General features: G+C 41.9%; 21 protein-coding genes and 4 tRNA genes. 4 read left to right on the top strand and 21 right to left on the bottom strand.

From position 1 onward, the window contains the following. Complete coding sequence (locus FCN25_RS07520) at positions 1 to 2,646, bottom strand: diguanylate cyclase (protein ID WP_137223438.1); 2,646 nt, start codon at positions 2,644 to 2,646, stop codon at positions 1 to 3. Between the two features lie 242 nt (positions 2,647 to 2,888). Here FCN25_RS07520 and FCN25_RS07515 point away from each other — a divergent pair. The 4 genes from FCN25_RS07515 to FCN25_RS07500 all read left to right on the top strand — a co-directional run bounded on the left by FCN25_RS07515 (position 2,889) and on the right by FCN25_RS07500 (position 3,336). Continuing rightward, positions 2,889 to 2,965, top strand: a tRNA-Arg gene (locus FCN25_RS07515). A 51-nt stretch (positions 2,966 to 3,016) separates the two neighbouring features. After that, positions 3,017 to 3,092 (top strand) — tRNA-His (locus FCN25_RS07510). Positions 3,093 to 3,123: 31 nt separating this feature from the next. Continuing rightward, a tRNA-Pro gene (locus FCN25_RS07505) sits at positions 3,124 to 3,200 on the top strand. A gap of 59 nt (positions 3,201 to 3,259) precedes the next feature. After that, positions 3,260 to 3,336, top strand: a tRNA-Pro gene (locus tag FCN25_RS07500). Between the two features lie 573 nt (positions 3,337 to 3,909). Here the strand turns inward: FCN25_RS07500 and FCN25_RS07495 are convergent. From FCN25_RS07495 to FCN25_RS07405, 20 genes are all read right to left on the bottom strand, one after another. Then, positions 3,910 to 5,832, bottom strand: a complete 1,923-nt coding sequence (locus FCN25_RS07495; RefSeq protein WP_137223436.1) for an EAL domain-containing protein — start codon at positions 5,830 to 5,832, stop codon at positions 3,910 to 3,912. 7 nt (positions 5,833 to 5,839) lie between these two features. Beyond that, positions 5,840 to 6,490, bottom strand: coding sequence for a transglutaminase-like cysteine peptidase (locus tag FCN25_RS07490; protein WP_137227355.1), 651 nt, complete (start codon positions 6,488 to 6,490; stop codon positions 5,840 to 5,842). 87 nt (positions 6,491 to 6,577) lie between these two features. After that, entirely contained in the window at positions 6,578 to 7,183 is a 606-nt protein-coding gene (locus FCN25_RS07485; protein WP_137223434.1) for an OmpA family protein, read from the bottom strand. After that, entirely contained in the window at positions 7,183 to 8,592 is a 1,410-nt protein-coding gene (locus FCN25_RS07480; protein ID WP_137223432.1) for a TolC family outer membrane protein, read from the bottom strand. The genes FCN25_RS07485 and FCN25_RS07480 overlap by 1 nt, the downstream gene beginning before the upstream one ends. A 22-nt stretch (positions 8,593 to 8,614) precedes the next feature. After that, the gene (locus FCN25_RS07475) at positions 8,615 to 9,997 is read right to left on the bottom strand and encodes an HlyD family type I secretion periplasmic adaptor subunit (RefSeq protein ID WP_137223430.1); all 1,383 of its coding nucleotides are present in this window, start codon (positions 9,995 to 9,997) and stop codon (positions 8,615 to 8,617) included. Further along, positions 9,994 to 12,171: a type I secretion system permease/ATPase gene (locus tag FCN25_RS07470; RefSeq protein ID WP_137223428.1), complete on the bottom strand. Its 2,178-nt coding sequence runs from the start codon at positions 12,169 to 12,171 to the stop codon at positions 9,994 to 9,996. Before FCN25_RS07470 ends, FCN25_RS07475 begins: the two co-directional genes overlap by 4 nt. Before the next feature lie 89 nt (positions 12,172 to 12,260). Further along, entirely contained in the window at positions 12,261 to 18,671 is a 6,411-nt protein-coding gene (locus FCN25_RS07465; RefSeq protein WP_137223426.1) for a VCBS domain-containing protein, read from the bottom strand. Positions 18,672 to 18,712: 41 nt separating this feature from the next. Further along, positions 18,713 to 19,540, bottom strand: coding sequence for a hypothetical protein (locus tag FCN25_RS07460; RefSeq protein WP_137223424.1), 828 nt, complete (start codon positions 19,538 to 19,540; stop codon positions 18,713 to 18,715). 41 nt (positions 19,541 to 19,581) lie between these two features. Further along, positions 19,582 to 20,112 (bottom strand): hypothetical protein, encoded by a 531-nt coding sequence (locus tag FCN25_RS07455; protein WP_137223422.1) that lies wholly within the window; start codon positions 20,110 to 20,112, stop codon positions 19,582 to 19,584. Next, the gene (locus FCN25_RS07450; protein WP_137223420.1) at positions 20,109 to 20,396 is read right to left on the bottom strand and encodes a hypothetical protein; all 288 of its coding nucleotides are present in this window, start codon (positions 20,394 to 20,396) and stop codon (positions 20,109 to 20,111) included. The genes FCN25_RS07455 and FCN25_RS07450 overlap by 4 nt, the downstream gene beginning before the upstream one ends. Next, complete coding sequence (locus FCN25_RS07445) at positions 20,393 to 20,626, bottom strand: hypothetical protein (protein WP_175405840.1); 234 nt, start codon at positions 20,624 to 20,626, stop codon at positions 20,393 to 20,395. Before FCN25_RS07445 ends, FCN25_RS07450 begins: the two co-directional genes overlap by 4 nt. A gap of 51 nt (positions 20,627 to 20,677) precedes the next feature. Then, positions 20,678 to 20,809, bottom strand: a complete 132-nt coding sequence (locus FCN25_RS21245; RefSeq protein WP_302629494.1) for a hypothetical protein — start codon at positions 20,807 to 20,809, stop codon at positions 20,678 to 20,680. A gap of 46 nt (positions 20,810 to 20,855) precedes the next feature. Next, positions 20,856 to 21,188, bottom strand: a complete 333-nt coding sequence (locus FCN25_RS07440) for a hypothetical protein (RefSeq protein ID WP_137223416.1) — start codon at positions 21,186 to 21,188, stop codon at positions 20,856 to 20,858. Continuing rightward, positions 21,169 to 21,387, bottom strand: a complete 219-nt coding sequence (locus FCN25_RS07435; RefSeq protein WP_137223414.1) for a hypothetical protein — start codon at positions 21,385 to 21,387, stop codon at positions 21,169 to 21,171. The genes FCN25_RS07440 and FCN25_RS07435 overlap by 20 nt, the downstream gene beginning before the upstream one ends. A gap of 53 nt (positions 21,388 to 21,440) precedes the next feature. Next, the gene (locus FCN25_RS07430) at positions 21,441 to 21,674 is read right to left on the bottom strand and encodes a hypothetical protein (protein ID WP_137223412.1); all 234 of its coding nucleotides are present in this window, start codon (positions 21,672 to 21,674) and stop codon (positions 21,441 to 21,443) included. A gap of 53 nt (positions 21,675 to 21,727) precedes the next feature. Continuing rightward, complete coding sequence (locus tag FCN25_RS07425; protein ID WP_137223410.1) at positions 21,728 to 21,964, bottom strand: hypothetical protein; 237 nt, start codon at positions 21,962 to 21,964, stop codon at positions 21,728 to 21,730. A 208-nt stretch (positions 21,965 to 22,172) separates the two neighbouring features. Further along, a complete protein-coding gene (locus tag FCN25_RS07420; RefSeq protein WP_137223408.1) occupies positions 22,173 to 22,421 on the bottom strand; it encodes a hypothetical protein in 249 nt (82 codons plus the stop codon). A 330-nt stretch (positions 22,422 to 22,751) separates the two neighbouring features. Beyond that, positions 22,752 to 23,213, bottom strand: coding sequence for a hypothetical protein (locus FCN25_RS07415; RefSeq protein WP_137223406.1), 462 nt, complete (start codon positions 23,211 to 23,213; stop codon positions 22,752 to 22,754). Next, positions 23,170 to 23,502: a hypothetical protein gene (locus FCN25_RS07410; RefSeq protein WP_137223404.1), complete on the bottom strand. Its 333-nt coding sequence runs from the start codon at positions 23,500 to 23,502 to the stop codon at positions 23,170 to 23,172. Before FCN25_RS07410 ends, FCN25_RS07415 begins: the two co-directional genes overlap by 44 nt. After that, positions 23,477 to 23,701 carry a hypothetical protein gene (locus FCN25_RS07405; RefSeq protein WP_137223402.1) on the bottom strand — a complete coding sequence of 75 codons (225 nt, stop codon included), beginning with the start codon at positions 23,699 to 23,701 and terminating at the stop codon, positions 23,477 to 23,479. Before FCN25_RS07405 ends, FCN25_RS07410 begins: the two co-directional genes overlap by 26 nt. Between the last annotated feature and the right edge of the window lie 11 nt (positions 23,702 to 23,712).

Raw genomic sequence — 23,712 nt, 5'->3', positions numbered from 1 at the left:
CTAACCATTCAGATTTAATTGATTAAGTTCAGGGTTTATGTTGATTTTATTTTCGGTAAATAATTTGCTAATTGCTCGTCCTTGACCTCGAGCATAACCGAGCTCTAAAAACTGCCTGACTTGTTGCTGGGTGTCGACGGTTGTGGCGTACATATCAAAATTAAGTGTATTAGCCGTCAATTGATAAGCTTTCACTAATTGTAATTGTTTCTCATTCAGTAAGTGCTTACTGATATCATTATCTAATTTTAATGCCTTAATGGGTAAGAAACTGAGACAACTTAATGAGCTATAACCTGTTCCATAACCATCAATACCGATGTTGACTCCTAATTGTGAGATAAGCTCGAAACCATTGATGTGGTTTTCGATATCTTGCACTAGGGCTTTTTCGTTGAAGAATAGCATTAGTTTGTTGACGTTGATGCTGCTACTTTTTATGGTATTTTTTAAATTGCGTAATACATATTTATTTTTTATATGCTGACTGCTAATCGACAGATGCAAGCTTACATCCTTATTATATTGTTGTTTTAGTGATTGATATTGGTTCTGCAAATAACTAAAAATATAGCCATCTAAATCGAGCGTGAGCTGGTATCGTGCAGCAAGATGCTTCATTTTGGTATGTTCAATTTTGCCTTGTTCTGGGTGGTGCCATTCTATTTGTGGCTCAATAGCAATAATTTCACCGCTACTAAAATCCACGATTTCAACGAGATAAATATCAAATTCTTGTCGGTCTAAAGCTTTTTTGAAGTCAATCTCTAAGTCATATTGTTGTTTTGTTTGTAGACTGAGTTTGTCATCAAAAATGACATAACAACCTTTGCCATTGGCTTTAGCTTGATACATCGCGGCATCAGCATCTCGTAAGATGGATTCACTGGTGATCATTCTATTATGGCTGCTAAAGGCGATACCAATACTGGCTCCTGAAATAAAATCTTGTTTGGCTAATTGATATGGCATTGATAAGGAATGTAAAATTCGTTCGCTGACGTCTTTTGCATCTTCTGTCGCATTAATTGAATCAAGTAATATTACAAACTCATCTCCCCCCATCCGTGCGAGGGTATCATTATCGCGAATACACGACTTTAATCGTTTTGCGGTTTCAATGAGGAAGCGATCACCTTCTAAATGACCAAAAGTATCATTTATTACTTTAAATCTATCTAAATCAATGAATAATAGCGAAAACTGATCTAATCCATGGCGTCGGAAATGTTTTAATGCTTGTGACAATCGGTCCATCAAAAAACATCTGTTGGGTAAACCTGTTAATCCATCGTGTTGTGCATCATGAACCAGTTGAGCCTCTATCTTTCGACGTTGGTTTATTTCTTGTTGGAGATTACTATTTAATTCGGCCAGCGCTTGGGTACGGGCTATTACTTTATCTTCTAGCAGTTCATAACTATTTTTGAGTGATTCAACTGCTTGCTTTCGTTCAATTGCATTGGCGATGTGTTGTGACACGAAAGTCAGTAATTCTAAGTCTTTTAATTGATATATATGTTCATCATCCAGACTGTAAATTGTCAATGCACCGCCAATGTCGCCATTAATCATTAACGGAATGCCAATCCATTGGTGCATCTCTTGAGTTTTATTCAAACTTGGGGATTTTGCATACACTTCACCCACAGTGACCATTTGAGCAATCTCTTTTGCTGACCATAACTGTGGTAACTTATGTTGCAAAATATATTCAGTTAAGCCATCTTGCATTGGGCGTGAGGCTGGATACTCAGTAGTCCTTTGTGACACATAAAAAGGAAATGACAGCATATTATCGTCGTCAATCAGAGAAATGAAACAGTTGTTGGCAGGAATTAATTGACTGATAATCGTATGGAGCCGTAAATAAAAATCTTGTTGAAATACCTTAGATGCAGACAGATCTGCAATTTCAAAAAGCGCTTTTTGTAATTTTTCTGCTTTTACGCGTTCTTTTACTTCAATTTTGACTTTGTCATATGCTTCACTGAGCTCTTTTGTGCGCTCAATAATGGCTTGTTCAAGTTGTTCATGGTGCTCTAATCGTTCCATTACCCCAGAAATATGGTGGCAAATAAAGCCCATCAGTTCCAATTCTAATTCACCGTAGGTATTAGCTGGATTATAACTTTGTACTACCAGTACACCACTAACAACATCTTGATTTTTAATTGGGACACCGAGCCATTGATGGCTAGGAGAGCCAAGACTTTTAATATCACCACTGGCTATCAATTCCTCAAATTTATTATCGTCACATAATAAAGGTGCGCCATTACGAAGCACATAACCGGTTAAACCACTATTGAGTAATGCTGATATTTCTTGATCTGGGTAGAGTTCCGTTGGGTGTGAATCTTGTTGGTCGGCAAAAAAAGGTAAACTTGTCAGTCCGGTTTTTGGGTTTTGAGATGCAATAAAAAAGTTTTCTGCAGGAATGAGTTGCTGTAAATGTAAATGAACCCGTTGATAAAAGTCATCCAGAGATGTGACCTGAGTTGCAATATTGGAAATGCCGAGTAATGCATTCTGAATAATCTCAGAACGTTTATACTTTTTGGCTAGACCTTTCAAGCGCGCAACCCTTTTTTGTAGGTGCTCGACTCGTTGAGATGCTTTTAAGAGGCTTAAATCCGTTTCCATATTACCTGTTCTTCTTATCTTATTAATTATGTGAAGAATTATTGTTGAACAACCATTATATTTACCATAAATACTAATGTGATCCAAGCTAAATCAATGTAAGTATAAAGTTAATAATTATAATGAATTCGTAAATAGTTATTGTAAATGAGTCAAAAGTTAACCAGTCAGTTAAAAAAAGCAAATCAGGGCTAGACGTGAGGTAGGTTTATCCTTATTATATGCGTCGCTAACCAAGGCGAGCGCCCATAGCTCAGCTGGATAGAGCGTACCCCTCCGGAGGGTAAGGCCGAAGGTTCGAATCCTTCTGGGCGCACCATTCGGCATGTACTGTTTCTGTCGTATTGGTTAGTAGAATTGAAAGTCAGTGGTGATTGTAGCTCAGTTGGTAGAGTCCCGGATTGTGATTCCGGTTGTCGTGGGTTCGAGCCCCATCAGTCACCCCATTCAATTTGTCGTTTTATATAGTTTTATTTTCGGTGATTAGCGCAGCCCGGTAGCGCATCTCGTTTGGGACGAGAGGGTCAGAGGTTCGAATCCTCTATCACCGACCACATTTATGTATTCTGATTAGTTATTTTAATGAGCTTACAGTTAGAAATAAAGAAAATTTCGGTGATTAGCGCAGCCCGGTAGCGCATCTCGTTTGGGACGAGAGGGTCAGAGGTTCGAATCCTCTATCACCGACCAATTTACAAAAAAGCCACTCATTAGAGTGGCTTTTTTGTTTTTGTCATTTCAATTAATCATTTCGATGGTCCATTTTGTTGCTAATATTCCAGCGTTAACAATGGATAATATCAATTACATTGTTTATATCCACTTTAACGGCGCTTGTACTGTCTATGTGCTAGGTTTAATGCTTTTTATTAATCTGTATGCTGTTATAACGAAGCGCCTCTGTAACATCGATACGTTTGTTGTGGTTAACTAATTTCAATCTGGATCAAATGAGATAAAAAACAAACAGATGAAATATGTCACCTCATGACATTTCAAATTAATAGTATCCACAATTTATTACCCGACTCTATCCCGTAAATGTATCGCTCAATCATATGAACAAACTTGGTAGTTGTTTAATAAGTATTATCCTGACATTTCAATCGAGCTAGGTGTTGAAGCATGAATCACTTGGTTAACATTTTGATAGAAATCAACACAGCTATTGGGCTTGTCATCATGTTCGGTGAGTCAATAACGATGGCATAAAAAAACCACTCCGAAGAGTGGTTTTTTTATTAAGTGTTCAGTCAATATTATTTATAACGTCACATTAATAGGCGGAACTATAAATCCCTGATATGCATCAACCCTCAATTCAGTAAAGCGAGTAAGTTGTTCCTTCTCTTGAATACCCGTCGCAATTACTTGAATATCTAAGCCTTTGGCTACGTTGACTAACGCTCTGCATAACTCACTGTTATGTTGGTTGTGTTCAATATAAGCAAATGATTGATCTAATTTAACATAGTGTGGGCGCAAGCTTTGTAAATAGGCCATTGAACCAAATTGACGGCCAAAATGGTCAATCCCAAAGAGAGCTCCTGAATCTCGGATGATTTTACAGAGATTTTCACAAGATTCTAAATCGCTATAAACACTCGCTTCAGGAATTTCAAAACAAATGCGATTAGTATATTTATTGGTTCTAAGAAATTGCTTTAACCAAATATGGAAATCAGCATCACTAATACTTTGATAGGTGAGGTTAATAGCGACTCGTTCATAATTACGTTCCAATAAACGGTGCTCACTTACCGTTTCTATTAAACAGCGATCGAGCATTGTGCCTAATGAGAGTAATTCCACATAGGGCATAAACTGACCAGCATGCAGAATTGTATCGTCTATTTGCAGTTGGCAATATAGTTCTCGTTGACAAATTTCATCTTTGGCACAAAGTTGAATCGGTTGCCAACGGAATTGGAACTTTTTATGTTTTATTGCATGATTCAAATTACTGCGCCACTCTTCTCGAGTGAATAATTGCTTTTGAGTGTTCTCAAACCAATGAAATACTTTGCCTTCTTTAATAGATTGTTGGAGAGCATTATCTGCCTGGGCCAACATATCTGATACGGTCATTTGTCCCAGACGCTCTGCCACACCAATATAAAACTGTTCGTTTGGTTTACAGCCGGATTTAGATATTTCTTTATTAACCGTCCGTATTAAACTTTGTAAATACTTAGTTAATTGATCATGTTCACAGTCTTCAACAAGGAAGGCAAATTCATAAGCTGCAATGCGTGCGATAACAGAGGGAGATATTTGATCTTGATGATGTTGTAGTTTCTCCGCCAGAATGCGGATGGTTTCATCCCTAACTTGGAAGCCGTATTTGCTATGAACTTCTTCTAACCAATCCATTTTGACTAAATAAAATGCGCCAGTGCTAGGCTCACTCAACCAACCATTAACGCGACTGACCATATACTGTCTATTAGGTAATCCGGATACTTGATCAACAAGATTTTTCTTTCTTAACGCGGAGACTTCTTCGTCAAGTGAGTTAAACACTTGCTTTAATTGAGCAGACATACTGTTAAATGCATTGACCAGTTCTTTTAACTCTTTTGTTTTTGGCGTTGGCATATCGGGGCCAAATTGACGGTCGGCAATTTTTTTTGCGTGTATCGAAAGTGTATTTAAGGGTTTTAAAATCCAACTCAATCCCACTCTTGCAAATAGGATAGCGATGAGAAATAAAATCGAAAATAGAATGATAATATCTGAAATGGTTCGCCATAATTCATGGTAGCCAAAACCAGGGTGAGCAGTAATTTCTAATGTTGCTAATTGTAACCAACCAGAGGTAATAGTGGTTTCTTTTCTTATGGTTTTAAATAGATTTAAGTCGATAAACCATTGCGGTACATCTTCGACTCGAATCGCATTATTCCATACTTGTTGTTTACCATCTACTAACCAAGTTAACTTAACTTGTTGGTAATAACCGCCCTCAAAAATAACATTGACCAAGGTTTCTGCACCGGCATCATCGCCAGCTTCTAACACGGGTGTCAGCATTAATCCTAATGAATTACTGGTATTATTGAGATCAGATTCCATTTGTGTTGTTAAAAAACGTTGAGTTTCTGAAAATTGCACATAGGCAACACTTGCAATCGTTAACAAGAAAAGCCCGAAAAGTAACGCATAGATCTGCCTGAACAGGGTCATGTTGTGACTACTCCATGTTGAGTTTGGGTTGGCGTAAACGGTCTACACTCAATCTATATTTAAGGTCAGTCCATTTTTCAAGACGTGATGATGAACCCGCTAAAACACCACGACCTTTCTCTTTGTTTAACCATAATTGTTTACCATTAAAGCTGTAAACAGGCAGAAGATCTTTACGTTTAGTTGCTAACTTTATGGTTTTATCTAAATTATCGAGCACTAATGGAATCGAATTTGGTTTTTCATAATATGAAAGCACCATGTGATATTGATTCAATGATGTTGCTTTTACCATGGTTATCCTGAGTTTATCTTCATCAATGCCAAGTTGAAGAAGGGTGAAGTATTTTGCGATTGAAAAATCTTCGCAATCTCCGCCATTGGCACCAATAAACTCCATCGGTGATGCCCAGTAATTAGACTCACCCCACAAAGTTTGATCATCAATAAATCGAAATAAGTTAAAAAACTGATTAACTTTTTCTAACTTGTCTATATCTGCAAGTTGTTGTGAGTCATTGAGAATGTTAAACCAAGCTTTTGCTCGTAACCCTGCTCGATCGCCATAGTGTTTTGATAACACTGAAATAGTTTCTTGTTGATTTAATTCTTGAGTCGGTGCCGCATATAAACATGAAACTAAAAGAGCCGATGCCATAATGGAAAAATGACAGACCCTTTTATATTGCGATGTTTTTATTTGGCGGTCTTTACGACTCAAAAAAATAAATGCCTTGTGTGTCTGTTAGTTATTTTGTATATCTACTGTGTAGATATTCCATTTCATTACTGGCATTGTGTCGTCTGCTGTAACTTGTGCCATCACTCGACGGTTATGTTCTTCAGCCATTGTCGTACCGGTATCATCAACAGGGCGATCGAAACTATATCCAATGGCGTTTAAACGATTTGGATCAATATCAAAAGAATTTTCGAGAACTTCAATAACAGCTTTGGCTCGCTTTTGAGATAATGCTAAATTAAGTTCATAGCTACCTCGTTTGCTTGTATGGCCTTCAATCGTTACCTTAGTGCTTGGATAAGCCTTTAGTATATTTGCAATTTTTTCAATTTGGTCATAATACTGAGGATCAATAATGTCAGAGTTGTTGCCAAATAATATATTCAATTCTTGACGTTCATTGATACTTTTAACGCTCCCGCAACCATAATTATCAACTTCTGCACCTTTAATTGTATCCGTGCAACGTTCTCTAGCGGTTATGACGCCGTCGCGATCCATATCTGTTAAGTTAAAGTTTTGCTCTGTGTGTTTAGTTAACTCGACAACATCATTCATTGCACAGCCTGTGGCGGTCAACATTGTGAGTAGAATCATTAAGTATTTCATTATTGGACTCCTCCCTCATAATCACGCTCTCCACGCCATTCTCCAGGGCGCGTGACTCTAAGTGAGTCTAGTAGATCACCAGTTGCATTGAGCACTCGATAGCTCGCAGCAATTTCATCATATTCAGTCTGTAAGTAATCTTTTCGGGCTTCAAAGAGTTCATTTTCGGTATCGAGTAAATCGAGAAGACTTCGTTGACCTAGATTAAATTGTTGGACATAAGCCACTTGAGTTTGTTTTGCAGCCACAACGTGTTCACGAATGAATTGTTTTTGTGGTGCTAACATTTCGTAGGCATTCCAAGCATAAGATAAGCCTTCAACAACTTGACGATAAGCACGTTGTTGAATCTCTTTTGCTTCATTGATTTTATAAGCTGTCTCTCTGTCTCTAGCGATGTCTTTGCCACCAGAGAAAAGGTTATATTTTACCTGAACCATCCCGACTAACTCATTATTATAACCATTAACATTTTGGCTGCTAATTGCACTGTAGCCATCTTCACCATCAATATCATTGTTCCAATTACCCTTAAGCTCTAGGCTTAATTGTGGGAAATAGGTGGCTTTGGCTGAGCTTCGTTCTTTTTTAGCTGCATTAATGTCATTTGCTGCTGTTTTTAACACTGGATGTTTTGCTTTTGCTGCACTGATCCCTTGCGCTAAGCTTGCTGGCAGCATGTCGGCATCAGGCACCGGTAAGATTAAGTTATCTGGTTGTGATTCTACAATTTTTATAAAGGCTGCTCGTGCGTCTTCTAAATTATTTTTAGCCGAAATAACATTGGCATTTGCTCGGGCAAGACGACCGGTTATTTGCGATAAATCTGCTATCGATCCTAATCCAGAGTCTGTTCGCTGTTTTATTTGATCGTAAATTTCTTTATGACTTGCGAGGTTCTTTTCAGATAGCTGTAATACTTGTTCTGTACGGATGACGTCAAGGTAAACATTGGTGACATCCAATGCCATATCTTCAGCGGCAGAAAATAATGCCCACTGATCGGCGCTGGCTTCAAATGAATAACGATCGACTTCGCTACTGGTATAAAAACCATCGAAGATCATTTGCTTGATGCTAAAACCAGCTTCGCCACGCTCTAACTCAATAATACCGTCATCATTGACATCACCTTGACCAGCTTTACGGCGAGTCGATGGGCTATCTGTTTGTTCCCAGCCATAGCCCGCAGTTATGTCGACAGTTGGCATATAACCAGCCACAGCCTGGTTAACTTGTTCTTCACGTGCTTTAAATTGGTTAAAAGCTATACGTAAATCTGGATTTGTGTCCAGTGTGTGCGCAACAGCCTGTTCAAGTGATTGGCTTGAAGCTATTGGTGTAATCAGCATTCCTACAGCGAGTGCAATAGCACTCAGCTTTTTTGGCCGATTCATTATTGTTGTCATTTAAAAACCCTCCCGGTTCCTTTTAGCGCTCTCTAAGTGCTGTCTCTTTTGCTCTTAAAATTGGATTTAAAATGTACTCAAGTATCGATTTTTTCCCTGTTATGACATCTACAGATGTAAGCATTCCAGGGATTATAGGCATCTCCGTGCCATCGTCTTTCATTAAACTAGATTCTTGTGTTCGTACTTTTATGATGTAAAAGCTGTTACCTTCTTCATCTTGAGATGTATCAGCACTAATATGTTCAACAGTGCCTTTGAGTCCACCATAGCGAGTAAAGTCATAGGCAGTGACTTTCACTATGGCTGGCAAACCTGGATGTATAAAGGCAATATCTTTTGGTGAAATTTTAGTTTCTATTAGTAGTCTATCTTCTGAAGGCACTATTTCCATAATATCTACACCAGGTTGTACAACACCACCTAACGTATTGAAGTTTATTTTTTTAATTGTACCGATAACAGGAGAGGTGATGACAGCTTTACTGACTTTGTCAAATGCCCCTTTTTGTGCCTGATTCATACGAGATAGTTTAGTTTGCATCTCATTGAGTTGTGCCCGTAAATCGGTAACGTAAACAAATACAGCATCACGGCGCTTTAAAATGGCTTCGTCCATAGAAGCTTTAACTTTTGGACGTAAGATCCTTACAGATTGCAATTCGCCTTGAATATCATTGACTGTTCTTTCCAATTTGAGCAATTCTACTTCTGGAACAATACCTTTACGAGCAAGTGGACGGGTTAGGTCAAGCTCGCGAGAAACGAGTTGAAAGCTTTTAGTTAGGGTGCTGATTTTAGACGCCAATTCTTCTATTTCTTGTTGGCGTTGCTGAATTTGACGTACCAAAATTTCTAATTGATTACTTAAATTATCGAGTCGAATTGAATACTCATCTTGTTGGCGTTTAACCAACTCAGGCTCTTGATCAATAATATTTTGGGAAAAAATTAATTTTTGTTTGGTTATTTTTACTTGTTGGCGCCAGTCGGCAGACATATCAGAAATAATTATGCTGTCTAATTCAGTCCGCATACGGATTATATTGGTTTGTAGGCCGTAGACTTCTTGTTCTTGTTGATCATAATCAGAACGAAAGCGTGTATCATCGATCCGGACTAATGCTTGTCCTTTGGTGACCATAGCTCCTTCTTGAACGTAAACCTCTTGTAAAATACCGCCATCTAAGCTTTGAATAACCTGTAATTGCGAAGAGGGGATAACTTTACCCATTCCGGTAGTCACTTGATCGAGTTCAGAGAAATATGCCCAAATAAAAAAACACACCATCATCGCAGCTAACGACCATATGATGAGCCGATGACCTGTTGGCGCATCGGTCATCATAGCACCGTACACATCGTCGACCATTTCCAAATCTTCAGTTGTCAGATGCTTACTCATGAATTCTGACCTCCAGTCATTGCACCAGAGTTGAGCTTGGCAAGAACTTCATCTTTAGGGCCATCGGCCATTACGTGGCCTTTATCAAGCACAATTATGCGATCAACTAAGTTAAGAAGATGCATTTTATGGGTAATTAATAATAAGGTTCTGTCTCGACTGACTAACTGCATCGAGCGAATAAATTGTTTTTCCGCTCTAGCATCAAGGCTTGCTGTAGGTTCGTCCATTAAGAGTATCGACGGATCATTTAGGGTTGCTCGTGCTAGCGCAACAGTTTGTCTTTGCCCTCGACTTAACGCTAATCCGCCTTCACCAACTTGTTGATCCAAACCTTCAGATTCTAAATTGGTAAATAAGCTTACTCCTGAAAGCTGGATTGCTCTCATTAACTGATGTTCTGTTACTTGGCGAGATCCAAATAAAATATTGTCGCGAATGGAACCATGAAATAAGGTGACATCTTGAGGTAAGTAACCAAAGTTACGTCTAAGATCACTAGGGTGAATTTGTCCTATATCGAGGCCATCATAACGGAGGCTACCTTGAGAAGGTTTATATAATCCCAGTAATAGTTTGGCTAAGGTACTTTTACCTGAGCCATTTCTGCCAATAATAGCAATACGCTCACCAGGATTGATCCGTAATGATAGAGGGTACAAACTTGGTTTTTCACAATCTGGGAAGCTGAAACTGATATTGTCAGCTTCTATTTTTCCCATAAAGACTTCTTTACTGGCTAAATGTCCTTTATCTTCAAATTCATCTTCTTGTCCCATTATGGCGTCAAGTTGACGTAATGAGCTAACCGTATGGTTACCGCGAGTTATTAAGCCTGCTAGCTGAGCCATAGGAGCAATGGCTCTGCTAGAGAGCATGACGGCTGCAATAATACCGCCCATTGATATTTCGTTATCGGCTAAACGATATACACCCAAAATAACCACTGATACTACCGTCAGCTGTACGACAAAATTTGCGATATGACCGACATAATTAGACAGTTTTTTTGTTTTGAGCTGCCAATTTGCAGTGTGGCCAATCATTTGTTGCCAGCTTTTTTGCACTAAGCCTTCGGCGCCGTTAGCTTTAATTGATTCTAGTGCCGATAAACTTTCAATTAAATGGCCATGTTTTAAACTGGCAAAACGGTTACTTTCTTCAATGGCTTGCTTTAGTTTTGGTTGTAAATAGAGAGTTGCTGCAATAATAATTAAGCTACCAATAACGGGTACAACTGCTAAATCGCCAGCGAAAATATAGATAATAATGACAAATAACAAAGCAAAGGGGAGATCGACTAATGCTGTGATAGTTGCAGACGTTAAAAACTCGCGGATATTTTCAAATTCACCTAACTGCCTCGCCATACCACCGATGCTAGGAGATCGTTTTGATAATGGGATACCAATGGCTTTGGCAAACAATTTTGACGATACAATAATATCAACTTTTTTACCTGCAACATCGATCAAATAACTTCTCATTTGACGCATAACAAAATCAAAAACATACGCAATTGCTGCTCCAATCGCTAATACCCAAAGTGACTCAAATGCAAGGTTAGGCACCACTTTGTCATACACATTCATGATAAATAATGGTGATACAAGGGCAAATAAATTAACCAATACTGAGGCAATTAGTGCATCACGGTAAATGGGGGCTGCGTCTTTAATGCTTTGCAGTAACCAATGCGTGCTGTTGTCATGAAGGTGAACATCAAAACTTTTATCACCACGATAATCTTGTTTAACGAGAAATAAATAACCGACGTACAGGGTTTCTAGTGCTTCAATGGTGAGTTTATTTTCACCGCCAGTTTCTGGTAGTTGAATAATGGCCGTATCGTTATCTAAATCAATTTTTCTTAAAATACAGGCTTTTTTATCTTTTAATAATAAAATGCACGGTAAGAGTATGTCTGAGACTTGGTTTAAGTCTTTGCGTGATAATTTGGCAGATAAACCACCTCTAGCCGCTGCTTGTGGCAGTAACTCAGGGGTTATAACTGCGCCAGACAGCGGAAGACCTGCAGCTAATGAATCTATTGAACAAGGGCTGCCAAAGTGTTCTGTTAATAACACAAGACTATCAAGTAGCGGATCGACCGTTACCTTTTGGGAGGCCGAAATCGTCCATTGATCATTTATTTTAGACGCAGTTGTAGGCACTGATTACTTATCCTTAATAATTATCATTATATTTTAAACAGTTTGCAGACGCTCGTATGTTACTACGAAGCGTCAACAAAGTGTTGTATTTAAGGAATAATACTACCATCTTGGTTATTGTTTAATGGCTCTACCGATGCGAAACTTTCTGCAGAGGTATCAGTATCGTCGATGATTAATGCACCATCGTCCAACAATCCGTTGATAATCACGCCATCATCACTACTGCCGTAGACATCAGATAAATCTACGCCGTCTAATATGATGTGCTGTTCGAATACACCGTCGTTATCAGCATCAATATCAATAGTGGTTGTGCCGTTATTCTCACTGAAATTCAGCATATTATCTAAGTTAGTTAGGTTTTCATTTACCAATAAGTCACTTAAATCAATGCTGTCTTTACTGATGTCAAAATCAGTAATGGTATCAGTACCACTTTCATTTGCATGCCAAACGAAGGTATTGTTGCCTTCACCACCATTTAATATGTCATTACCTAAACCACCACTGAGTAAGTCATCACCTAAGCCACCAATCAAGAAATCATTACCATCTCCACCAATCAGTACGTCATCACCAGCCCCACCATCAAGAACCGCATCGGCAAAATAAATGCTACCGGTTGAACCACTCGCTCCGTCTGAAATATAGACGCCTGTTTGAGTGCTACCGTCGCTTAAAGTAATAGTGAAAGTGGCACCTGCCGAGGCTAAATCACTACCAGTATCGGAACCTAAACTATCTGTATCGATTGAGAACCAGAATTGATCGCCACTAGTAAAATCTCCCTCAGAAAATACTGCCGTAAACGTGCCGCCGTCTGCCGTCATATTGGCAAAAATATCGGCATTGTCATCGTCAATACCTTGTGAATTACTGCCTTTCGTAAGAGTTGAATCACTTATATCAAAGAAGCCATCCGAATCACTACCAGCATTAAGGTTAATTTGTATCTGAGTAATTGATAAGCCAGTGGTTAATAATGCGGCTTCAAAACCGAATTGGTTTTGGGTTTTATTATAAGTATTCCCTGAAGCGACAGTGGCATTTATGGTTAACCCTACTGGAATTGTTGCAGTTGAATTGGCGATGATAATGTCGTTTTCATGAGTACCAATCAAGGTTGTAGAGTCTTGATAATCAATCGTGACATCAGCACTATCTTCAGTCCCATTACCGCTCAAAGTATAATTGAAACTATCGCCATCATTTGCAGCGGTAACTGTAACATTACCATTGTTTAGAGATGCATTACTGCCGGTGACACTCGTGATTTCAGCATCATTAGTCGTAGCATCACCATGAGTAAGGTATTCAGTTGAAATAGTGAGATTATTTCCTGCTGCTTGATTGGTAATAACATTATTTACATTGGCATCTAATGACGCGTGGTAATCAACATTAATCACCAGATCAAATGTACCAGTGTCGCCGTCGTTATCAATAATGGTCACTTCAAATGTCTCTTGTTTATTGAGTACATTTTCACCTGAATCAATAAAGTAAATATATTCACCTGTTTCGAAGTCAAGGGTGAATGTTGCGCCTAATGCTGTGGTGATAATTTGAATAGGATTATTTGTATCATAGTTATAGGTGACCCCATCTATCATTAGCTGATCTACACTACCACCATCAGCACCCACTAATACACCAGTTGAACTGGTTCCTAGAATGCCTAATCCACCAGTGACTGCATTAGATTCAAAATAATCGAGAATGGTATTCGTTAAATCATCGGCATCATTAACTTTAATAGCATATTCTTCATTACCATTCACTTCAGGATATGAGATTGGTAAAATTGCATTTAAGCTGGCGTTACCAATACCAATACCAAAGGCAATATCGTAATAAGTATCTAGGTACTCTTGCCACTGTGTTTGAAGAGTAGTGCCAACCGTATGGCCACTTGATGGCACACCATCAGAAATAAAATACACAAAGCTTTGGTCTGCAACAGGTAAGTCTATATTCGCCATGACATTCTTTAAAGCACTGTCATAGTGAGTACCACCATTTGCTTGGAGTGCATTAAGATAGTTTATCGCAGTGTCAATATCGTCAATCAGCCAAGTAGAATTTGTAACACTAGAAGAGTAGGTCACAATTTGAACATTAACATTGCCAGCTGCATCCACTTCATTAATGAGTGCAGTGAGTGATTCAATTGCAGTTTCAAGGTAGGTTTTTCCGTTACCAGCACTATTATCCATACTGCCTGATATATCTAAAATCAGGGTTAGGTTTGTGGTGATAGGGTCCGCACTAGATTGAAGGTTTTGTTCAATATTTTGAACAACAGGTACATCGTCATGAATGGATATCGTTAATGTCGCATCACTACTATACCCAGAGTCATTCTCAATGGTGTAGCTATATTCTTCTAACACATCAGCGCTAGTAGTATTAGAATTTGTGAGTTCATATTGATAATCGCCCGCTCTGAAGTCAGCTGTATCCTCGGTATATACGGTTAGAATACCGTTAGCGGTTGTAATGGTAATAATACCATCAACAGGTGATTGACCATCTAAGCTGCTTATGACTGTAGTACTGCTAATGCCAGAGTCGTTGTCTAATAGATTGCCCGTAGTAATATTAGAACCTGTACCTTCTAGGGTACCGGCAACTAAACCGGACTCTGATACTTCTGCAGTATTATCTGCAGCGATAGGTGTGGAGTCTTGAGACATACTTAGAACAGCCGTCGATTGATCACCATCAGAGTCTTCAAGCAGATAAGTGAATTCTTCAGTTATTGGTGTTCCGTTTCCTATAGATGTTGCTGTTAACGAATTAAGAGAATAATTAGTACTCAGACCAGCAGATAACACGATATATTGAAAAGGACTGCTAGAATCAATAACTAATGAATTACTGTTTGATGTTCCAGTAGATACAACATTTCCACTAGCATCATAAGTAGTCCAAAGAACTTGTTCGGAAGTACTCACGTCACTTAAATTCAAAGTAACACTATTAATTGCAGCTGGTGAGCCTAAATCGATAACAAGAGCCTCTCCAGTAGTGATTTTATTCTTATCATCCCCAGTACCAACTCCAATACGGTTTTCATTCCAACCAACATTACTATTAGATGTCCCCAAACTGTTTAAGTTGAAGGCTGTAGTGGAGCTGAATCCATATAAATCAATGTCAGTATTATTACTCTTTAAGTCAACATATGTATAACTATTGATAGTGGTATCAGTTTGTGTTGATTGATAACTATAACTACCATCTTGATTAATTATTAATTGGCCATTATCAGTATTTATAGTGAGGTTGCCACTACTATTAAAGCTGTCATAAACAACATTGTCATAGGTAACACTAATCAGCGTTGTTGCGTCGGCCCCTAAGGTGTCAACTCCAGAACCATCGGTACCCTCTGCCGTTATCACATTGCCATATGCTAAACCACCAAAGCCGATACTATCAGTGTCATCAACAGCAACTGAGGCGGTATCATTGACATCAATTGACACTAGCGTCCACTCAGAATTTCCTGTTCCATCAGTTGCTTGATAATAGAAACTATCAACTAGTGTATCGCTACTACTGTGATCAAGGTTTGCAGGAGCTTGGTAACTGTACGTTCCGTCTGCGTTGATAGTTATAGTGCCGCCCAGAGTTGTTGTGAAACTTTCTCCTGCTTGAGTGGCATCAATACTATTGTTATTTGAATTCCCTGGTGCGAATTTGAATACGGATAAGCTATTGCCTTCAGCATCACTATCGTTATTAACTAAGTCATTGGTAGTGAATACGAGCGTCTCGCCTTCAACTGTGATTAACGCATCAGGAGCTGCTCCTGGAGTAGAGTTTGTACCGACAATGGTAATAGTGACCGTATGGGTCGCAGTGCCATCGGCTGAAGTTACCGTGATATCTCGGGTAAGGGTTTCCCCTTCAGCAAGCGACTGCACATCAATGTGGTTATTATTTAAAGTGTAAGTCCAGTTACCATCGGCATCAATACTGAAGCTACCGTAGTTGGCATCAGCGACATCTGTTTGTGTTTGGAACACTGCTTGACCGGCATCAACGTCGGTCACGGTTAAGCTGCCCGTGACCATCTCAACGGTGGTGTTGTCGGTATCGGTAGCACCATTTTCAGTGACTGTACCTGCATCGGTATCGCCACTACCGACAGTGATAATAGCAGTATCGTTAGCGCCTACAATATTAATGGTTACTGTGGCAGTATCAGTTGCACCGTATTGATCGGTTACTGTGTAAGTAAAGGTATCCGTAGTAAGTTGCCCAGCTGTTAGGGAATCAAATGAGTTATTAGTGTCATATGAATAGGTACCATCACTGTAAATGGTTAATAACGCACCGCTTGGTAGTGTAATTACTTGTCCGTCGGTCACTACCATGTCATTAACTTCTGTTAGCGCAAAGGTGTTGCCTTGTGAATCTGAATCATTGTTGAGCAAACCTTCAGATGCATTTGCAATCGTTAATATGCCGTCTTCCGCAACGAGATAAGTCCCTATAATTGCAGGTCCCGCAGCAGTGATACTCGTTAAGAAGTAGTCTGACGAGTCTGCCAATGTGGTTCCATTGGTTTGCTCATTAATCGTTTGCGTAGCTTCAAATACTAATTGATCAAATACTATGTCACCAGTATCGATAGTAAAGGTACCGGTATTACTTGATGTTGTACTAAATGTTTCAGTCGCAACAAGTTCACCGTTGTAATAAGCCTTCCAAACGCCTTGTTCTCCATCATTTTCGTCTGAGAATAAATTTGAAACACTGAATGTTGCTTGATTTACTAATCCATTAAAGTCAATAACAATTGCTTCAGAGGTTCCAGTCGCTGAATCATATTCAATTTGGCCGGTAATTTGGTCAGAAGTTCTTGGCGAGCCTGTCACTCCAAGCTTATTCGTACCTGATTCATAGCTTACTGTGCCCATTGAACCATCAGCATTACGAGCTGAAATAGTCATTAGGTTCTCACCATCAGACTGTGGAATCACCCAAGATGTACTAGAGCCTGTTGTTACAGTATATGCTGAACCAGGGACATCATCATTAGCATCAACGTTGTTTATCGTTGCTGTATCTGTAGCGGTTGTTGATTCGTTACCTGCTGCATCAGTTTGTGTTATTTCAACTGTGATTTGATCACCTGCTCCTGGAACATCTTCAGTCCATGTGATCTCACCATTGTTATAATCAAAAGCAATGCTAGGCGTTGAGCCGTCAAGATTAACCAATTGACCATTTTCGAGTTTTAAATCAAATGAAACTTCATTTCCATCGACAGTGATAGATATAGAAACAAAACCACCTGCAACTAAATCAGCATTTTCAACATCTGCTTTAATTTGTATCCCACTTCCGTTGGCAGCTATTTCATTATTATTTAACCAACCATCTCCGGGTGTTCCGTCATCAACAATAATAATTGATAGAGCGGAAGGTGCCGTAAGATCAATGGGTTTAGTATCATTAGCAATAGTTGATGGGTTACCAGCTTGATCAATCACTTGCGCGGTGACATCAACATCGGTGGCTCCAGTCGTCACAGGGACTTCCACAGGGAAACCACTGTCGAGCATTGCTTGCGTGACAGGGCCATTAAACAATTCATTACCGTTACCGTCAGTGACAATCAAGGTGTCGCCAACTTGGGTGCCTATTTCCAATGTAATAATAGCGGTTACTGAATTATCAGAACCAATTTCATCCGCACTGTATATACCTTCATCACCCATACCAATAAATTCAATATTAGGCATTGGTGCTGGTGTTGTATCTAGAGTTTCAGCATCATCAGCAGTTAACGGATTATTATTGGAATCGGTTGCCGTGGCGTCAACGGTGATTTCACCATCGACCAGGGCTGAGATATCGACGTTATCGACCGAGTAGCTGCCGTCAGCGTTCACGGCCACATCGTTAATTTCAATGGTGTTGCCATCGACATCGGTGAGGACTAAATCAACCGTGCCGCCTGTCGGAATATCTTGGCTGGTTCCGGTAATGTCAGCTTGATCATTGGCGTTATCGAGGACCAAATCAACGGTTAAGTTACCGGCGGTGGCATCGAGCTCTTCAGCATCATCAGCGGTTAACGGATTGCCGTTACTGTCAGATGCACTGGCGTCAACGGTGATTTCACCATCGACCAGGGCTGAGATATCGACGTTATCGACCGAGTAGCTGCCGTCAGCGTTCACGGCCACATCGTTAATTTCAATGGTGTTGCCATCGACATCGGTAAGGACTAAATCAACCGTGCCGCCTGTCGGAATATCTTGGCTGGTTCCGGTAATGTCAGCTTGATCATTAGCGTTATCGAGGACCAAATCAACGGTTAAGTTACCGGCGGTGGCATCGAGCTCTTCAGCATCATCAGCAGTTAACGGATTATTATTGGAATCGGTTGCCGTGGCGTCAACGGTGATTTCACCATCGACCAGGGCTGAGATATCGACGTTATCGACCGAGTAGCTGCCGTCAGCGTTCACGGCCACATCATTAATTTCAATGGTGTTGCCATCGACATCGGTGAGGACTAAATCAACCGTGCCGCCTGTCGGAATATCTTGGCTGGTTCCGGTAATGTCAGCTTGATCATTGCGTTATCGAGGACCAAATCAACGGTTAAGTTACCGGCGGTGGCATCGAGCTCTTCAGCATCATCAGCAGTTAACGGATTGCCGTTACTGTCAGATGCACTGGCGTCAACGGTGATTTCACCATCGACCAGGGCTGAGATATCGACGTTATCGACCGAGTAGCTGCCGTCAGCGTTCACGGCCACATCGTTAATTTCAATGGTGTTGCCATCGACATCGGTGAGGACTAAATCAACCGTGCCGCCTGTCGGAATATCTTGGCTGGTTCCGGTAATGTCAGCTTGATCATTAGCGTTATCGAGGACCAAATCAACGGTTAAGTTACCGGCGGTGGCATCGAGCTCTTCAGCATCATCAGCAGTTAACGGATTATTATTGGAATCGGTTGCCGTGGCGTCAACGGTGATTTCACCATCGACCAGGGCTGAGATATCGACGTTATCGACCGAGTAGCTGCCGTCAGCGTTCACGGCCACATCATTAATTTCAATGGTGTTGCCATCGACATCGGTGAGGACTAAATCAACCGTGCCGCCTGTCGGAATATCTTGGCTGGTTCCGGTAATGTCAGCTTGATCATTAGCGTTATCGAGGACCAAATCAACGGTTAAGTTACCGGCGGTGGCATCGAGCTCTTCAGCATCATCAGCAGTTAACGGATTCTTACTGGTCAGATGCCTGGCGTCAACGGTGATTTCACCATCGACCAGGGCTGAGATATCGACGTTATCGACCGAGTAGCTGCCGTCAGCGTTCACGGCCACATCGTTAATTTCAATGGTGTTGCCATCGACATCGGTGAGGACTAAATCAACCGTGCCGCCGTCGGAATATCTTGGCTGGTTCCGGTAATGTCAGCTTGATCATTGGCGTTATCGAGGACCAAATCAACGGTTAAGTTACCGGCGGTGGCATCGAGCTCTTCAGCATCATCAGCAGTTAACGGATTATTATTGGATCGGTTGCCTGGCGTCAACGGTGATTTCACCATCGACCAGGGCTGAGATATCGACGTTATCGACCGAGTAGCTGCCGTCAGCGTTACAGCCACATCGTTAATTTCAATGGTGTTGCCATCGACATCGGTGAGGACTAAATCAACCGTGCCGCCTGTCGGAATATCTTGGCTGGTTCCGGTAATGTCAGCTTGATCATTGGCGTTATCGAGGACCAAATCAACGGTTAAGTTACCGGCGGTGGCATCGAGCTCTTCAGCATCATCAGCAGTTAACGGATTGCCGTTACTGTCAGATGCACTGGCGTCAACGGTGATTTCACCATCGACCAGGGCTGAGATATCGACGTTATCGACCGAGTAGCTGCCGTCAGCGTTCACGCCACATCGTTAATTTCAATGGTGTTGCCATCGACATCGGTGAGGACTAAATCAACCGTGCCGCCTGTCGGAATATCTTGGCTGGTTCCGGTAATGTCAGCTTGATCATTAGCGTTATCGAGGACCAAATCAACGGTTAAGTTACCGGCGGTGGCATCGAGCTCTTCAGCATCATCAGCAGTTAACGGATTGTTATGTCGATGCCTGGCGTCAACGGTGATTTCACCATCGACCAGGGCTGAGATATCGACGTTATCGACCGAGTAGCTGCCGTCAGCGTTCACGCCACATCATTAATTTCAATGGTGTTGCCATCGACATCGGTGAGGACTAAATCAACCGTGCCGCCTGTCGGAATATCTTGGCTGGTTCCGGTAATGTCAGCTTGATCATTAGCGTTATCGAGGACCAAATCAACGGTTAAGTTACCGGCGGTGGCATCGAGCTCTTCAGCATCATCAGCAGTTAACGGATTATTACTGTCGATGCCTGGCGTCAACGGTGATTTCACCATCGACCAGGGCTGAGATATCGACGTTATCGACCGAGTAGCTGCCGTCAGCGTTCACGGCCACATCGTTAATTTCAATGGTGTTGCCATCGACATCGGTAGGACTAAATCAACCGTGCCGCCTGTCGGAATATCTTGGCTGGTTCCGGTAATGTCAGCTTGATCATTAGCGTTATCGAGGACCAAATCAACGGTTAAGTTACCGGCGGTGGCATCGAGCTCTTCAGCATCATCAGCAGTTAACGGATTGCATTACTGATCGTTGCCTGGCGTCAACGGTGATTTCACCATCGACCAGGGCTGAGATATCGACGTTATCGACCGAGTAGCTGCCGTCAGCGTTCACGGCCACATCATTAATTTCAATGGTGTTGCCATCGACATCGGTGAGGACTAAATCAACCGTGCCGCCTGTCGGAATATCTTGGCTGGTTCCGGTAATGTCAGCTTGATCATTAGCGTTATCGAGGACCAAATCAACGGTTAAGTTACCGGCGGTGGCATCGAGCTCTTCAGCATCATCAGCAGTTAACGGATTGTTATTGTCAGATTGCACTGGCGTCAACGGTGATTTCACCATCGACCAGGGCTGAGATATCGACGTTATCGACCGAGTAGCTGCCGTCAGCGTTCACGGCCACATCGTTAATTTCAATGGTGTTGCCATCGACATCGGTAAGGACTAAATCAACCGTGCCGCCTGTCGGAATATCTTGGCTGGTTCCGGTAATGTCAGCTTGATCATTAGCGTTATCGAGGACCAAATCAACGGTTAAGTTACCGGCGGTGGCATCGAGCTCTTCAGCATCATCAGCAGTTAACGGATTATTATGGAATCGTGCCTGGCGTCAACGGTGATTTCACCATCGACCAGGGCTGAGATATCGACGTTATCGACCGAGTAGCTGCCGTCAGCGTTCACGGCCACATCATTAATTTCAATGGTGTTGCCATCGACATCGGTGAGGACTAAATCAACCGTGCCGCCTGTCGGAATATCTTGGCTGGTTCCGGTAATGTCAGCTTGATCATTAGCGTTATCGAGGACCAAATCAACGGTTAAGTTACCGGCGGTGGCATCGAGCTCTTCAGCATCATCAGCAGTTAACGGATTATTATTGGATCGGTTGCCGTGGCGTCAACGGTGATTTCACCATCGACCAGGGCTGAGATATCGACGTTATCGACCGAGTAGCTGCCGTCAGCGTTCACGGCCACATCATTAATTTCAATGGTGTTGCCATCGACATCGGTGAGGACTAAATCAACCGTGCCGCCTGTCGGAATATCTTGGCTGGTTCCGGTAATGTCAGCTTGATCATTAGCGTTATCGAGGACCAAATCAACGGTTAAGTTACCGGCGGTGGCATCGAGCTCTTCAGCATCATCAGCAGTTAACGGATTATTATTGGATCGGTTGCCGTGGCGTCAACGGTGATTTCACCATCGACCAGGGCTGAGATATCGACGTTATCGACCGAGTAGCTGCCGTCAGCGTTAACAGCCACATCGTTAATTTCAATGGTGTTGCCATCGACATCGGTGAGGACTAAATCAACCGTGCCGCCTGTCGGAATATCTTGGCTGGTTCCGGTAATGTCAGCTTGATCATTGCGTTATCGAGGACCAAATCAACGGTTAAGTTACCGGCGGTGGCATCGAGCTCTTCAGCATCATCAGCAGTTAACGGATTGCCGTTACTGTCAGATGCACTGGCGTCAACGGTGATTTCACCATCGACCAGGGCTGAGATATCGACGTTATCGACCGAGTAGCTGCCGTCAGCGTTCACGGCCACATCGTTAATTTCAATGGTGTTGCCATCGACATCGGTGAGGACTAAATCAACCGTGCCGCCTGTCGGAATATCTTGGCTGGTTCCGGTAATGTCAGCTTGATCATTGCGTTATCGAGGACCAAATCAACGGTTAAGTTACCGGCGGTGGCATCGAGCTCTTCAGCATCATCAGCAGTTAACGGATTGCGTTACTGTCAGATGCACTGGCGTCAACGGTGATTTCACCATCGACCAGGGCTGAGATATCGACGTTATCGACCGAGTAGCTGCCGTCAGCGTTCACGGCCACATCGTTAATTTCAATGGTGTTGCCATCGACATCGGTAAGGACTAAATCAACCGTGCCGCCTGTCGGAATATCTTGGCTGGTTCCGGTAATGTCAGCTTGATCATTGCGTTATCGAGGACCAAATCAACGGTTAAGTTACCGGCGGTGGCATCGAGCTCTTCAGCATCATCAGCAGTTAACGGATTATTATTGGAATCGGTTGCCGTGGCGTCAACGGTGATTTCACCATCGACCAGGGCTGAGATATCGACGTTATCGACCGAGTAGCTGCCGTCAGCGTTCACGGCCACATCGTTAATTTCAATGGTGTTGCCATCGACATCGGTGAGGACTAAATCAACCGTGCCGCCTGTCGGAATATCTTGGCTGGTTCCGGTAATGTCAGCTTGATCATTAGCGTTATCGAGGACCAAATCAACGGTTAAGTTACCGGCGGTGGCATCGAGCTCTTCAGCATCATCAGCAGTTAACGGATTCGTTACTGTCAGTTGCACTGGCGTCAACGGTGATTTCACCATCGACCAGGGCTGAGATATCGACGTTATCGACCGAGTAGCTGCCGTCAGCGTTCACGGCCACATCATTAATTTCAATGGTGTTGCCATCGACATCGGTAAGGACTAAATCAACCGTGCCGCCTGTCGGAATATCTTGGCTGGTTCCGGTAATGTCAGCTTGATCATTAGCGTTATCGAGGACCAAATCAACGGTTAAGTTACCGGCGGTGGCATCGAGCTCTTCAGCATCATCAGCAGTTAACGGATTATTATTGGAATCGTGCCGTGGCGTCAACGGTGATTTCACCATCGACCAGGGCTGAGATATCGACGTTATCGACCGAGTAGCTGCCGTCAGCGTTCACGGCCACATCGTTAATTTCAATGGTGTTGCCATCGACATCGGTGAGGACTAAATCAACCGTGCCGCCTGTCGGAATATCTTGGCTGGTTCCGGTAATGTCAGCTTGATCATTGGCGTTATCGAGGACCAAATCAACGGTTA

The organism is Shewanella sp. MEBiC00475, from assembly GCF_005234075.1.
Lineage (GTDB): Bacteria > Pseudomonadota > Gammaproteobacteria > Enterobacterales > Shewanellaceae > Shewanella > Shewanella polaris.
This window is presented reverse-complemented; position numbering and strand designations above follow the sequence as displayed.